Raw genomic sequence first — 14,446 nt, 5'->3', positions numbered from 1 at the left:
CTTTGGAATCTGTACATCCTGCTTTTTAGAATTTTTCTTGTGGGGGAGCGAGGTGTGGTGGCTTTCAAATCTTTTGACCTTGCGATAAGGATCTATCTGCATGCATAAACATCCATCGAGACAAGTATTTAAAACACATCCACTGGTATTGGCTATGGCTGTACTTTTACCATCAGTTGCTTACGCTGAGTCAAGTACAGAAAGTACTGCTCAGTTGCCAACTATTAAAATACAAGCGGAAAGTGAAAATTTAAAACAAGCATATACAGTAGAAAAATCGTCGACTGCATTACCTTTAAATTTGACTTTAAAAGAAATTCCTCAATCTGTTTCGGTTGTAACCCAACAACGTATGCAAGATCAAGGGCTAACAACTTTAGTTGAGGTCGCTGAAAATGTAACGGGTATTACCGTAAACCGTTATGAAACAAATCGTGGTGGTTTGTATTCGCGTGGTTTTGTTGTTGATAACTATATTATTGATGGAATACCTACAACATATTCCTTACCTTGGTCTTCTGGAGAGATTTTTTCTAGTACGGCAATTTATGATCATATTGAGGTAGTACGTGGAGCAACAGGATTAACGACTGGTGCTGGGAATCCTTCTGCTGCGATAAATATGGCTCGTAAGCGCGCTACGAGTAAAGAGCCTGCTGCAAATATCGAAGTAAGTGGAGGGAGTTGGAATAATTATCGTGTTATGGGTGATATTGCGAATAGTTTGAATGATTCGGGATCACTACGTGGGCGTGCGGTTGCACAATATGAGCAAGGTGACAGTTTTACCGATTTATTGAGTAAAGAGCGTTTAACGCTGTTACTGACAGGAGAGGCTGACTTAACTGAGTCAACTTTACTTTCAGCAGGAGTCAGTTATCAAGAGGATGACCCTCGTGGTCCAATGTGGGGAGGCTTACCTGTTTTCTTTAGTGATGGTTCGCGAACTCATTTATCGAAAAGTGCAACAACAACGCAGGATTGGACACGTTGGAATGTGAAGTACACCAATTGGTTTGCAGATTTAACTCAAAAAATTAATGATGATTGGAATGTGAAGCTTTCTTATGCTCATGGCAAAAGAGAGGCTGAGTCAAAATTATTTTATGTTTCTGGCAATCCTGACAAAACCACAGGCTTAGGTTTATCTGGCTTTGCTGGTTCGTATAAGGTGAATGTCGATCAAGATAATATTACCTTGCAAACAGATGGGGTATTTAATTTGTTTGGTCGAGATCATAAAGCTGTAGTTGGTTATCAATATTCAAATCAAGAGTTTGAAGCATTAGGTCGATCTGGTACAACTGAAGCCGTGGGCAGTATTTATGATTGGAATGCTTCGCTTCCAGAGCCTATTTGGAGTGCATGGACACCTTCAGAAAGTTATACCGTAAAGCAAAATGCGATTTTTGCAGCAACTCAACTATCTTTACTCGATCCGCTAAAGTTAATTATTGGTGGTCGTGTTACAGATTATGAGAAAGATTTAGGTTCAACTGCGAGTAAGATTAAATATGAACACGAATTTATTCCTTATGCTGGATTGATTTATGACATTAATCAGAATTACTCAGCTTATGCTAGTTATACGAGTATTTTCCAGCCGCAAGATCAAAGAGATTTCAATAATAATTATCTTGATCCGATTAAGGGGAATAGTACCGAAATCGGTTTAAAGTCATCTTGGTTTGATAATCGTTTGAATGGCTCTTTAGCTTTATTCGATATTAAACAAGATAACCTCGCACAAGCAGTAGGGCAAATACAAAGACCAAATGGGACTTTAGAAACATATTATAAGGCTGCGAAAGGTGCTGAAAGTAAAGGCTTTGAGCTAGAAGTTAGTGGACAAGTGACTCCAAACTGGAATGTAACCGCTGGTTATAGTCAATATAAAGCAACAGATGTTAATGATGCTGATATTAATACTCAACTTCCTCGTAAATTGATTCAAACTTATACTTCCTATCAACTTCCAGGAAAGTGGAGTGATCTAAGTGTTGGTGGAGGGGTAAATTGGCAAAGTGATACTTATGTGATCGCTAGTAATGCACCAGCAGGAGCAAATCCTAGAATTGAGCAAGGTTCATATGCTTTAGTTAATTTGATGGCAAAATATAAAATTAATAAAGATTTTTCCGCGCAATTGAATGTCAATAATGTATTTGATAAAGGATATTATGGTGTTTTCCCTGCGTATGGACAGATCACCCAAGGTGCACCACGTAATGCAACACTCACTTTACGTTATCAATTTTAAGATCCTGTGAAATAAAAAACGGCTTAATACAAGCCGTTTTTTATTAAATTGTGGATAAGTTTGATCTTATTCACAATTAGATTAGCTATGATAAGCACGCTCTAATTTACAGATTTCAACGCTAAAGTTTTGGTACCATTTTTCTTTTCCCAAGCGCTGTGCGATTTGATGTTCAGTATCGAGATGCCAACGTTGTATATCATTAAGTTCTTTCCAATAAGAAAGCGCGATTTCAAAACCATTTTCACTACACGCTTCAAACTTTATACAATTGTATTCATTTAAAGCTTTATCTCTTAATTTCTGAGCCATCTCTATGTAATCAGAATCTAATTTTTTGATTTCAGCCTTGAAAATAACGATATACATAGTATTCCCACTAGATCTCATCCGCTTGGTATGGATTTGCAACACCAAGTTTCTTTAAGATTTCGATTTCTAAAGCTTCCATTTCTTCTGCATCAGCTTCACTAGTCTCATGGTCATAACCTAAGAGATGCAAAATACCGTGAACCAATAAATGAGTAAAATGATCAGTTGCTGTTTTTTGCTGTTCAATTGCTTCTTGTAAGACAACAGGAATACAAATCACTAAATCACCCAGTGGTTCAGCATCAAGCAGAGATAACATTTCCTCAGGAATATCACTTGGAAAGGATAATACATTTGTTGGTTTATCTTTTTCACGATACTGCAAGTTGAGTTCATGACTTTCAGCAAGATCAACACAAGCAATGCCGATTTCACAATCCACATCGAAACCAACATGGCGTAATGCAGTTTCGATATTTTTTTTGATTTGACCACGTTTGAGTGGCAGTTCAGAGGCTTGAAAGTCCTGTTGAAGACTTAAATTGATTTTCAAAATAGATCCTTAAAATCTTCCCCCTAAAATGCGACTAAAGCATCACCATAAAAGGGGGATTGAGGAGGTTTTCTAAGAGTGTTGGGCATCAGCAGCAGAATCATTTTCTGCAACCAATGCTTCTTGTTTTGCTTTGCGTTCAGCTCGAGCTTCAGCAGACATACGTTGCTGCTCGCTATCCCAGCCTTCATAAGCTTCAACAATTTTTTGAACCAGTTGATGACGTACAACATCTCGGGAATGGAAACGTGTGATGTGAATTTCATGTACGTTTTCAAGTACACGTAGCGCATGGGCTAAACCCGATTGTTGTCCGCGAGGTAAATCGACTTGTGTTACATCTCCAGTAATGACCGCACGCGAGCCAAAGCCTAATCGAGTGAGGAACATTTTCATTTGTTCTGGTGTAGTATTTTGTGCTTCATCCAGAATAACGAAAGAATGATTCAAGGTACGACCACGCATATAGGCAAGAGGTGCAACCTCGATCACTTGGCGTTCAATCAGTTTTGCAACTTTTTCAAAACCAAGCATTTCGTAGAGTGCATCGTAGAGAGGACGTAAATAAGGGTCAATTTTTTGAGTTAAGTCACCCGGCAAAAAGCCAAGCTTTTCACCCGCTTCAACTGCAGGGCGTACCAGTAGAATACGTTGGATTTCATTGCGTTCTAACATATCGACAGCGGCAGCAACAGCCAGATAAGTTTTACCTGTCCCAGCTGGCCCGACGCCAAAGGAAATATCACTTTGTAAAATACGCTGGACATAGCGCTTTTGATTTGCGCCGCGTGGATTGATACGCCCTTTGCGCGTCTGAAAGTAGACATCAATTGGCGCATCATATTCATCCATTTCTTCGCCGACCAATTCGAAGTTACGTTCGGTTTGCGAAGACTGAATCATTAGGTGCAGTAAATCCGCACTGATTTGTGACGAAATTTCTGATTCTTGATAGAGCCGCTGCAGCAAAGCTTCGGCTCTTTCGACCGCTTCCATATCACCGTCTAGATAAAAAGCATCGCCTCGGTGAGTAATTTTGACATCTAAACGTTGTTCGATTTGTTTTAAATGCCCGTTATACGCACCGAGCATGCTTTTTAAACGTTCCATTGAAATCTCAGGGAACGTTACTGTACGTCGAATCGCTGCAGTCAAGAGAAACCCTTTTTGTTGACTTGTAAGAATACCCTTACATTACGCCACGTCAGGTTCAAGATTCAAGAGTTCTCCATAAACTAAATTTAAAGTTTTGATTTCAGTAATCTCAATCTCTGCGAAACGTCCGACCCACGCTGCATCACCGATAAACGTAACTAAACGTGTATTGTCAGCTGTACCCATTAAAACGTTCGGATCTTTATCCGATACTTTCTCAATCAGTACACGTTCGATCTTACCGAGCATTGCATCAGTTTTATCAATACTTGACTGTTTAATGACTTGTTGTACTTGAGCCAAGCGGTCTTTTTTCACTTGCTCAGGCGTGTCATCTGGAAGTTCAGAAGCAGGTGTACCTGGACGCTTTGAATAAACAAAACTGTACGAATGATCGAAATCTAAATCTTTGATGAACTGTAATGTTTCAGCAAAATGTGCATCAGTTTCACCAGGGAATCCAATAATAAAGTCACTCGATAAATGCATATCTGGGCGTACTTTGCGTAACTTGGCAATTTTATCAATATAAACATCAATAGTATGGTTGCGTTTCATTGCCTGTAACACATCGTTTGAACCACTTTGTACAGGTAAATGCAAGTGAGAAACCATTTGTGGCAAATCACGGTAGCATTGAATCAAGTCATCAGAAAATTCGAGCGGGTGAGATGTGGTGTAACGTAAGCGACCAATCCCCGGAATTTCCGAAACTAAACGTAATAATTCAGGGAATGTACAGATACCACCTTCAAAAGTTTCGCCACGATAACCATTTACGTTTTGACCAAGTAAGCTGATTTCACGAACACCTTTTTCAGCAAGACCCGCGATTTCTGCCAATACATCATCTAATGGGCGAGAAACCTCTTCACCACGAGTATAAGGAACAACACAGAATGAACAGTATTTAGAGCAACCTTCCATGATCGAAACGAATGCTTTAAAACCTTCAACACGAGGTTCAGGTAAGAAGTCAAACTTCTCAATATCAGGGAATGAAATATCAACTAATTTGATTTTTTCTTTCTTTGGCTTCTCAACTTGTAAATGATGTTGATCTAACATCTGCGGCAAGCGGTGCAAAGTCTGTGGACCAAAAACCATATCCACGTAAGGCGCACGTTTTTGAATGTTGTCACCTTCTTGTGATGCAACACAGCCACCGACACCGATGACTAATTCTGGATTTTGTTCTTTTAATTTACGCCAGCGACCGAGTTCACTAAACACTTTCTCTTGTGCTTTCTCACGGATCGAGCAAGTGTTCATCAATAAAATGTCGGCCTCATTAGGATTCGTGGTAAGTACGTAACCATGAGAATCGCCTAATAAATCTGCCATACGATGACTGTCATACTCATTCATCTGACACCCTTGCGTTTCAATATATAATTTTTTCATTGAAACATTAGTGGTGTGCGTTGGCTGGGTGACAGTGTTTTCTGAGGCAGCTTGTGTAGCACTTGGAATGAATGTTTGAACCGTCATGCAGGCTCCTAAACAAGGTGGGTTGAGACAAACCGCGGATTATAGCAGTATTTTTTGATGTGCGCAGAGAATAAAAAACTGACAAAAATGGACACTTTGTGAATGAAATTACGTGAATTTTAATGAATATGAATCAGCAAGTTACATAACACAACAATTGTAAGAAGCTAGACTTATTAAACTATAATCGCAGGGCGAAATTAGGCAAATGTATTGATGAAGATGAACAAGCAACATAATTTTATAAGTAGCGTTACCCGTAAATTGAATAATAAGAAAAGCTTCCGTCGTATGTTGGCGGCGAGTGGTGTGATTGCATGTTCATCTGTTTATGCCTTGGACGAACAATTTAATGATGCTCTGCGTGCAGCAAATTCAAGCAATATGGCATTGCTCGATCAATATCAATATGAAATGCAAAATGATGTGTTGGGATATTATCCAGAATATTGGAAGCTGAATAGTAATCTTGGATTTCAACCTGCTGCTTCAATTATTAGTTTTGCACAACGTTACCCTCAATCAGCAATGGCAGAAAAATTATCGGCTGATTATGTTGAGGAAAAAGTAAAACAAGCAAATTTCAGTGAAGCAAAGCCCGTATTATCTTATGTCACTAACCCTGATCAGGCGGAAAGTTGTGCCGTTGCCCAAGTTCGTGCTCAAACAGGTGATGCTTTAGTTTATGCTGAATATAAAGATGTATGGTTAGCGACTGACTCACAGCCAGAATCTTGCACAGGTTTAGGTCGAATGATGTTGTCGAGTCCGTTGATGACAGCGCAAGATCGTCAACAGCGCTTGTGGGTTTTATTGCGTGCTGGGCAGTCTGGACAAGCAATTGCAACCGCACAAACTATGGGGTTGAGTTTATCTTTAGCTCAACTCAATCAGATTCAATCCAATCCATTGGAATATATTTGGAATGCACCTAAGTCCAATGATGCTGATTATGCGTATTTGATTTTTGCATTAGGTCGTATAGCTGATAACGACTTAACCAATGCGCTTGGCAATGTGCAGCGAGCGGCACAAGATACGCCACAAGCTGTTCAAAAATATTTATATCGTACCGTTGGTTATGTTGGTGGTACGACGGTAATGAAGAATAATTTTAATCGTGAAGTGCTGAATGCATTTGATCAAAGTTATGGTTATCCATTTAGTCCTGAAGAAGCTGAGATTTACGCTCGTCAATCCATTCGTTTTGGTGCATGGGAAAGTCTGATTCGAGCGATTGATGCGATGTCAGTGACACAAAAGCAAGAAGATCGTTGGCAATATTGGTTAGCACGTGCATCTGAGCAACGTTCTGACGCAGCATCTAAGCAAGCCGCGCAACAGATTTATCGCAAACTAGCGCAAAGTGGCGATGATTATCATAACTTACTTGCCAAAGATCGTATTGGTGAGCGTTATAACCATCAGCCTTACAATGAGCAGCCTTCTGCTCAGGATGCACAGCGCTTAAATCAAAATATTCATTTTAGACGTGCGTTTGCATTAAGAGATATTAATGCGCCTGCAAGTTATACCAATCGTGAATGGAACTGGGCAGTTCGTCAGGCGTATTTGCAACATGACGATGGTCTACTATTAGCAGCAGCCAAACGCGCGCATGATATGGGGTGGTATGATCGTGCTATTTATGCTGCGGATCGTACGACATCAAAGCATAACGATACTTATCGCTACGCTACACCGCATCGTAGTAATGTGACGAGTCATAGTTACAATGCTGGTATTGATCCCGCTTGGGCGTATGGTTTAATGCGCCAAGAAAGTCGATTTGTTACTTCTGCACGTTCGCATGTAGGTGCTGGTGGTTTGATGCAAATCATGCCCAATACGGCAAAACTTGTTGCTCGCCAGATGGGAGAAACATATAACCCTGCGGCATTAAGTGAAATGAACACCAATATCCGTTATGGAACATATTATCTTTCAATGATTCAAAGTCAGCTAAGTGGCAATGCTGTACTTGCAACAGCAGGTTATAACGCAGGCCCAAATCGAGCACGCCGTTGGCAGCCTGATTTTCAAACGATGGCTGCTGATCAGTACACAGAGTCTATTCCTTTGCTTGAAACGCGTGATTACGTTAAACATGTCATGACCAATGCAACACATTATGGAGTGCTACTTGGGCAGGGGCCGCAATCCCTTGAAAAACGTATGAGCACAATTCCTGTGCGTAATACACCTTAAGGCACAAAGATGTTGAATTTAAAACAATGAAGTTTTTGTATTTGATGAAAGCGATAAACACATTCAAGTTCCAAATGCGTAGCGTGTTACAGACATTGATCTGTTATTTCGCGCTCTCATTTGGTGCGCCATTATATGCAGCCGACAATGCCGATATAGCAGGTTATGTCATGCATATTCAAATGACGCCTGCGGTTTGTTCGTTTGATTCAACACGACAAAAACAGCGCAAGTGTTTAGAAGGTTACTCACTTACGATTTCTAGTTTGCTACCTGAAGTTCCAGTAGGGCGTGAGTGTGAAACAAAAAGTTCTGCGAAACTTTCACCGCTACAAGCCAAAGTCGTGGCGCGTGTGATGCCTGATGAAAATGCTCGCGTACAGCTTTGGCAGGGGGTTGGCGGATGTGTCCCCATGAATGCAAGTCAATATTTTAGAAAAATAATTAATTTTGCTGAGCGTTTAAAAGTTCCATCAGATTTAACAAGTCCCAATACGATTGATGTTCAAAAAGAAAATCTTAGACAACAGTTCACGAAATTAAATCCTTCGTTACCACCAAATGGCATTCGTTTTACTTGCCAGTCTTCACGGTTTGAATCAGTTTTAACCGAAATTCGAGTGTGTTATCAGAAGAATGGTCAGTACAAGCAATGTTCAAGTCATATTGTGACGGGTTGCCCAAATGACTTTACAATTAAAGGTAGTTACTAGGCTTTTTTAGCCCTTTATTTGTATTTTCTATCAGACTTTTGTTGAAATCCATTCTCTTTTACATGCATCTGCGTTCGCTTTAGAGTACAATCTTTGCCGTTTATGATAATTCGATTGAATAACAATATGTTTCAATCGTGCTAACGCATCTCATTGGAGAATATCACATGAAGCAACCCGTTCGTGTTGCCGTTACAGGCGCTGCTGGTCAAATTGGTTATAGCTTATTATTCCGTATCGCAAGCGGTGAAATGTTAGGTAAAGATCAACCTGTAATTTTACAATTGCTTGAAGTTCCATTTGAGAAAGCTCAACAAGCGCTTAAAGGCGTGATGATGGAACTTGATGACTGTGCTTTCCCTTTATTGGCTGGCATGATCGGGACTGATGATCCTAAAGTTGCATTTAAAGATGCTGACTATGCTTTATTGGTAGGTTCTCGTCCACGTGGTCCAGGTATGGAACGTGCTGACTTATTAAAAGTAAATGGCGAAATCTTCATTGGTCAAGGTCAAGCATTAAACGAAGTTGCTAGCCGTGACGTTAAAGTATTGGTTGTAGGTAACCCTGCAAATACCAATGCTTACATCGCGATGAAATCTGCTCCAGATCTTCCATCGAAGAACTTTACAGCAATGTTACGTCTTGACCACAACCGTGCGTTAACTCAACTTGCTCAAAAAGCGGGTGTAGCTGTTTCTGATATCGAAAACATGACTGTTTGGGGCAACCACTCTCCAACAATGTATGCTGATTATCGCTTTGCAAATGTAAATGGCGAAAGCTTGAAAGACAAAATCAACGATGCTGCTTGGAACAAAGATGTATTCCTTCCAACCGTTGGTAAGCGTGGTGCTGCGATTATCGAAGCGCGTGGTCTTTCTTCTGCTGCTTCTGCTGCAAATGCTGCAATCGACCATATGCGTGACTGGGCGCTTGGTACAAACGGCAAATGGGTAACGATGGGTATTCCTTCAGACGGTTCTTATGGTATTCCTGAAGGCGTAATGTTCGGTTTCCCTGTAACAACTGAAAACGGTGAATACAAAATCGTTCAAGGTTTAGAAATTGACGAATTTAGCCGTGAGCGTATCAACTTCACTCTTAACGAGTTAGAAGAAGAGCGTGCAGCAGTTGCTGACATGGTGAACTAATTTATCTTTTTTGATAAATTGAAAAAGCGCCTGAATTCGGGCGCTTTTTTTATGTATGTGCACATAAAAACTACAAGAAAATATAGACATACAGATGTATTGAATAACTGTTTATGTTTAGATTAATTTAATTAAAGCATGAGTTTGGAGAATAAAAATGTTTGAGCAACAACCTACACTAGAACTTTTATTTGAACAGTTAGGTCTTGATGCTGATGAGGCGAGTATTGAAACTTTTGTCCAAGCACATCAACTTAGTGCAGATCAAAAATTACATGAAGCAGCGTTTTGGAGTGCGGGACAACGTGATTTTCTTAAAAGCCATTTAGATAAAGATGATGAATGGGCAATTGTAGTTGATGAGCTAAATCAACAACTACATTTAGATAGCACCAAATAATAATTTATAAAAAATAAAGCTCACATTAGTGAGCTTTATTTTGAATCAAGGCTTTAAACCAGTCTTCCATCCGTACTGATTTGAAAGCAGGATGAACTTGTAATAATTCTAGATCATATTCAAAACATGACACATATTTTTGTAACCAGTGGCGTGTCATTGCTTGTTCTTGCTTAGCTGCTGATGCATACGCAAGGAAAAAATAAATGTCTAAATGGTTATGGTGTGCCAAAGGTTTTAAGATTTGTTGTGTAATCAAAGCAAAGCGCTGTTCTTTGGTTAGTTCAAAATAGATCATATATGCTTTGGCTAGATACAACGATAAGTTTAAATATAAACTTAGCGGCATTTCGTCATATTCAATACGCGCTTGTTCTAGCAATACAATTGCTTCTTGCAAGAAGTGGAGCTGTTCCTGACGAACATGACTCAACATGACTAATTGCAAGCGCAAGTCAGCTCGCTCTAAAGCAAGTTCAGGCGTATTATTTTCTAAATACAGTTGGTCAGTTTCACCAATCCGAGCAATCACTTGTTTAGTTTCATTCGACATGTATTGATCCAAAATCATCAGTTATGCCTAACTATATAAGGCTGTTTTTAGTGATTTAAAGGGCTTATGAATTCCAAATCGAGTTGCCACTACGTAACCAAGCCGTAATTGATAAGCGCTGTTGTTTTGAAAGCAAGACTTCATGTAATACATCACTTTGAAAAATCGCAAGACGATTTGGCAAAGGTTGAATGATGTGCCAGTTTCCCTTTTTATCTTGTAGGCGAAGTTCACCACCCAAATTGTCTTCCCAGCTTTCATGTAAATAAAATACAGTTGAAATCATACGATCATTTTTTTGCTGTGGATTATCACGGTGTAAAGCATAAAATTCGCCAGCGTTATAGCAAGCAAAATGTGCTTCAACCTCTTTAATGCCAAGATAAAATGCTTGATTTAATGCTTGGGATAGATTGTGTAGCGTTTGGATGTGCTGCTGAGCAATAGGAAGTTGTCCATCAATCCATAAAATATGATCGCTACGAATATGACTTACAACGCCATTTTGTATGCCTGCTGCTCTAAACTCGGCAAGATGCGATATGCATTCATCAGCTAAGGCTGTGACGTATTCGGGTGGGTAGACATGATCAATAAAAGCAAAGCCAAACTCATTTAAATCATCTAGGACGCAATCTAAATTCCATGAGGTTGCATTTAAGGTTTGGGAGAAAGAAGTTTGTTGCATATAGCTCCTATCAAACAGCTGTTTGATTAACATTACTATTTTAGACGATCACATCAACGCTAAAGAATACTTTTTTCTTTCATGTTAAACTATCTTCTGAATTGAGGAATAATTGTCAACATGAATTACCGTCACCATTTCCATGCGGGTAACTTTGCCGATGTTATGAAGCATGTACTTTTGCTTCAACTGCTCGCTCGTTTAAATGCCAAAGATAAACCTTATCGATATATTGATACCCATGGTGGTGCAGGTAAATATGATTTATCTACGTCTCAAGCACAAAAATCAGGTGAATTCTTAACGGGTATCCATCGTTTGGTTAAGCTTGACGATTCGATTAAGCGTAATGCGCCTGAAGGCGTAAAACAATATCTTAAAATAGTTGAAGATATGCGTGCTGTTTCAGGTAAAGGTGCTTATCCAGGTTCACCTTGGTTTGCACTCGAAGGCATGCGTGATATTGACAAAGCGACTATTTTTGAAATGCAGCGTGATGTGTTTCAGCAATTGTATTTTAACATTCGTGATAAACGTGCGGGTTTACACGAACGTGATGCATATGAAGGATTACTTGGTGTAATTCCTCCGAAAGAAAAACGTGGCTTAGTCATGATTGACCCGCCATATGAAATTGAACGTAAAGATTTTCCTCAGCTCGTTGAGTTGTTGCAAGCTGCTTATAAAAAATGGCCGACTGGCGTTTTTGCAGTTTGGTATCCAATTAAAGACCGTGCCATGATTGAACGTTTTGAAAAGAAAATGTTTAAAACGGGTATTCGCCGTCAGCTTATCTGTGAAATTTGCGTATGGCCAGATGATACTCCAGTTGGTTTAAATGGTTGTGGTTTACTCGTGATTAACCCACCTTGGAAATTTTCAGAAGATGCAGATCAAGCCTTACAATGGCTTTTCCCTCATTTACGCATGAGTGAAAATGGTGGTCATGCTGCTGTGCGTTGGTTGGTGGGTGAATAACCCATCTACCTCAAGATATTCTCGAGGAATTGAAAATAATGACAAATTCTCCAAAAACAGATTCTGATTTGAATACAAAGGATCATTCTTTTGATGGAATCACATTTGAAGTAGAAGAAGAAGAGCACACGCACGAAGGGCAAAAAGTTAAACGCCGTGGTATTTATCTATGGCCGAACCTGATTACAACAGCTGCGCTTTTATCTGGTTTTTACTCAATTATTGCCAGTATGAATGGTAATTTTAATCAGGCAATTTATGCGATTTTCTTGGCTGCATTATTGGATGGTTTAGATGGTCGTGTAGCTCGTGCAATTGGTGCTCAAAGTGCATTTGGTGAGCAATATGATTCATTGTCTGATTTATTGGCATTTGGTGTTGCGCCAGCAATATTGATGTACAGCTGGAGCTTGCACGATTTAGGTCGCATCGGACTAGCTTGTAGCTTCATTTACACGGCTTGTGCTGCATTCCGTTTGGCTCGCTTTAATGTCCAAATTGGTGTTGTTGATAAACGCTACTTTATTGGTATTGCAAGTCCACTTGCTGCAGTCACTGTGATTTCAATTGTTTGGGTTGGACGTGATTTTCCATTCATTTTTGATTTGCAAGATATTACGATTCAGATAATCAATGCTGCGATTATGGTAGGTGTTGGTTTATTAATGATTTCCAATATCAAATACTATTCATTTAAACAGATGGACCGCAAACGTGTACCTTTTGTTGTGATGTTACCAGTGGTCTTGATTTTTGCTGCAATCACGTACAACATTCCAGTAGGAATACTGACAGTTTGTATTCTCTATGTGCTTTCAGGTTTCGTAACAACACTGCTTGCCCACAAAAATGATTCTAAAATAATAAGTTAAAAAATCGGAGGTTCAGTATGCCAATATTGATGAGTAACAATCAATTAAAGCAACTGAACCTCGATAAATCAGATGCTTTAACCTTTTATCCACCTAAAGGCTTATTTAAAATCGTTTATCAGGCACTGATTCTGCCAAACCTACCTGAACCCTTTCATTATCTTAATTTCATCAGCCTTATCGGGCAGCCTCGTATTCCAATTTGTTATAACGCGAGTGCAATAACGACGACAGCAATTGATACTGCGACAGTGCTTGTTACAACTAGTCCGTCTACGGTTGGACATCTCAAAAGTTATAGTGCCAAAGAACAATGTCAATTAGAGATTGATCATTACCAGTTTTTAGATGTGGATCATATTCAAGTTGATTTTCCGAATTATTATTTTAATCGTAAAGATGATGAACTCAGTTGTCAGCTTAAAGTCACAACTTCTACCGAAATTGAAAGTCATTCTGCTTTACAGTGGGGAGTAGCGGATTATTGGTATGTGAATTGTCATTGTGAGGGTGAGGTTACTTATAAAAAACAAAAGTATGAAATAAATGCTTCAGGTATTTTGAAGCATGCGAGAGCAATCTACTTGCCTTTTATTGCATTTCATTTTTTTACTTATCAAATCATTCAAATTAATAATGATTTGCAAATCATTCTTTCTGAATTAAGAAACCAATGGAACAATATTGTTTTTTCAAGAATTGAAATTCAGTCAAAAGAAAAAGAAACACGACTTTATCAAGATAATGTGATTTTTGATGTAACTCGAGTTTATCCAAAAATACAAACACCTAATGGACGTGAAATGTATTTACCTCGCGTATTTGTCTGGCAATATCACGAAGATGATCAAATCATTTTCCAACTTCAAGCACAGAGTAGAGGGGATTATAAATTTGGATTGGCAGCAGGGTATGTAGGAAGTTTTACTTATGAGTTGCTTTGGGATAATGAAACATATCAAGGCACGGGGTACTGTGAATATGTCGATTGTCGTCCTTTGCATTGGCAAGAAAAAGATAAAACAGATCAAATTATAGACCAAACTCCACATTTACAGCCTTTTTTGTGTAAAAAATAGACGCTCGTCACATTGTTTTTGGAAAAGGTA

Annotated in this window: 14 protein-coding genes; 8 read left to right on the top strand and 6 right to left on the bottom strand. The window is 39.2% G+C overall.

The features are described from left to right. Nucleotides 1–100: 100 nt before the first annotated feature. On the top strand, nucleotides 101–2,260 hold the full coding sequence (gene fhuE / locus ACT4_RS01035; protein ID WP_007478882.1) for a ferric-rhodotorulic acid/ferric-coprogen receptor FhuE: 2,160 nt from the start codon (nucleotides 101–103) through the stop codon (nucleotides 2,258–2,260). An 81-nt stretch (nucleotides 2,261–2,341) separates the two neighbouring features. Here the strand turns inward: fhuE and ACT4_RS01030 are convergent, their stop codons facing one another. From ACT4_RS01030 to miaB, 4 genes are all read right to left on the bottom strand, one after another. Continuing rightward, a complete protein-coding gene (locus tag ACT4_RS01030; protein WP_004876744.1) occupies nucleotides 2,342–2,629 on the bottom strand; it encodes an antibiotic biosynthesis monooxygenase in 288 nt (95 codons plus the stop codon). Between the two features lie 10 nt (nucleotides 2,630–2,639). Beyond that, nucleotides 2,640–3,125: an rRNA maturation RNase YbeY gene (gene ybeY, locus ACT4_RS01025; protein ID WP_007478879.1), complete on the bottom strand. Its 486-nt coding sequence runs from the start codon at nucleotides 3,123–3,125 to the stop codon at nucleotides 2,640–2,642. Between the two features lie 72 nt (nucleotides 3,126–3,197). Further along, on the bottom strand, nucleotides 3,198–4,280 hold the full coding sequence (locus ACT4_RS01020; RefSeq protein ID WP_004876747.1) for a PhoH family protein: 1,083 nt from the start codon (nucleotides 4,278–4,280) through the stop codon (nucleotides 3,198–3,200). 39 nt (nucleotides 4,281–4,319) lie between these two features. Then, complete coding sequence (gene miaB, locus ACT4_RS01015; protein WP_007478877.1) at nucleotides 4,320–5,771, bottom strand: tRNA (N6-isopentenyl adenosine(37)-C2)-methylthiotransferase MiaB; 1,452 nt, start codon at nucleotides 5,769–5,771, stop codon at nucleotides 4,320–4,322. Nucleotides 5,772–6,062: 291 nt separating this feature from the next. On the opposite strand from miaB, the gene ACT4_RS01010 reads away from it, so the two are divergent. From ACT4_RS01010 to ACT4_RS00995, 4 genes are all read left to right on the top strand, one after another. After that, nucleotides 6,063–7,979, top strand: coding sequence for a lytic transglycosylase domain-containing protein (locus tag ACT4_RS01010; protein WP_171054754.1), 1,917 nt, complete (start codon nucleotides 6,063–6,065; stop codon nucleotides 7,977–7,979). Nucleotides 7,980–8,005: 26 nt separating this feature from the next. Next, the gene (locus ACT4_RS01005; RefSeq protein WP_171054751.1) at nucleotides 8,006–8,692 is read left to right on the top strand and encodes a ribonuclease I; all 687 of its coding nucleotides are present in this window, start codon (nucleotides 8,006–8,008) and stop codon (nucleotides 8,690–8,692) included. A 167-nt stretch (nucleotides 8,693–8,859) separates the two neighbouring features. Continuing rightward, complete coding sequence (locus ACT4_RS01000; protein WP_004876757.1) at nucleotides 8,860–9,846, top strand: malate dehydrogenase; 987 nt, start codon at nucleotides 8,860–8,862, stop codon at nucleotides 9,844–9,846. Nucleotides 9,847–10,003: 157 nt separating this feature from the next. Beyond that, a complete protein-coding gene (locus ACT4_RS00995) occupies nucleotides 10,004–10,246 on the top strand; it encodes a DUF2789 family protein (RefSeq protein ID WP_007478872.1) in 243 nt (80 codons plus the stop codon). A 25-nt stretch (nucleotides 10,247–10,271) separates the two neighbouring features. Here ACT4_RS00995 and ACT4_RS00990 read toward each other — a convergent pair whose 3' ends face one another. Together ACT4_RS00990 and ACT4_RS00985 are read right to left on the bottom strand one after the other, a co-directional pair. Next, nucleotides 10,272–10,799 carry a hypothetical protein gene (locus tag ACT4_RS00990; RefSeq protein WP_019385707.1) on the bottom strand — a complete coding sequence of 176 codons (528 nt, stop codon included), beginning with the start codon at nucleotides 10,797–10,799 and terminating at the stop codon, nucleotides 10,272–10,274. A gap of 64 nt (nucleotides 10,800–10,863) precedes the next feature. After that, a complete protein-coding gene (locus tag ACT4_RS00985) occupies nucleotides 10,864–11,487 on the bottom strand; it encodes a 2OG-Fe(II) oxygenase (RefSeq protein ID WP_007478868.1) in 624 nt (207 codons plus the stop codon). Nucleotides 11,488–11,607: 120 nt separating this feature from the next. Between ACT4_RS00985 and ACT4_RS00980 the strand changes: the two genes are divergently transcribed. Genes ACT4_RS00980 through ACT4_RS00970 form a run of 3 tightly spaced genes read left to right on the top strand, consistent with a single transcriptional unit; the run spans nucleotide 11,608 to nucleotide 14,416 of the window. Then, nucleotides 11,608–12,465 (top strand): 23S rRNA (adenine(2030)-N(6))-methyltransferase RlmJ, encoded by an 858-nt coding sequence (locus ACT4_RS00980; protein WP_004876766.1) that lies wholly within the window; start codon nucleotides 11,608–11,610, stop codon nucleotides 12,463–12,465. 38 nt (nucleotides 12,466–12,503) lie between these two features. Continuing rightward, a complete protein-coding gene (pssA, locus tag ACT4_RS00975) occupies nucleotides 12,504–13,337 on the top strand; it encodes a CDP-diacylglycerol--serine O-phosphatidyltransferase (protein WP_004876769.1) in 834 nt (277 codons plus the stop codon). Nucleotides 13,338–13,354: 17 nt separating this feature from the next. Continuing rightward, nucleotides 13,355–14,416, top strand: a complete 1,062-nt coding sequence (locus ACT4_RS00970) for a DUF6670 family protein (protein WP_004876771.1) — start codon at nucleotides 13,355–13,357, stop codon at nucleotides 14,414–14,416. Nucleotides 14,417–14,446: the final 30 nt, after the last annotated feature.

It is taken from the genome of Acinetobacter sp. NBRC 100985, assembly GCF_000241225.1.
Lineage (GTDB): Bacteria > Pseudomonadota > Gammaproteobacteria > Pseudomonadales > Moraxellaceae > Acinetobacter > Acinetobacter venetianus.
The sequence above is the reverse complement of the archived record's forward strand: the minus strand, read 5'-3'. Positions and strand labels throughout refer to the sequence as shown.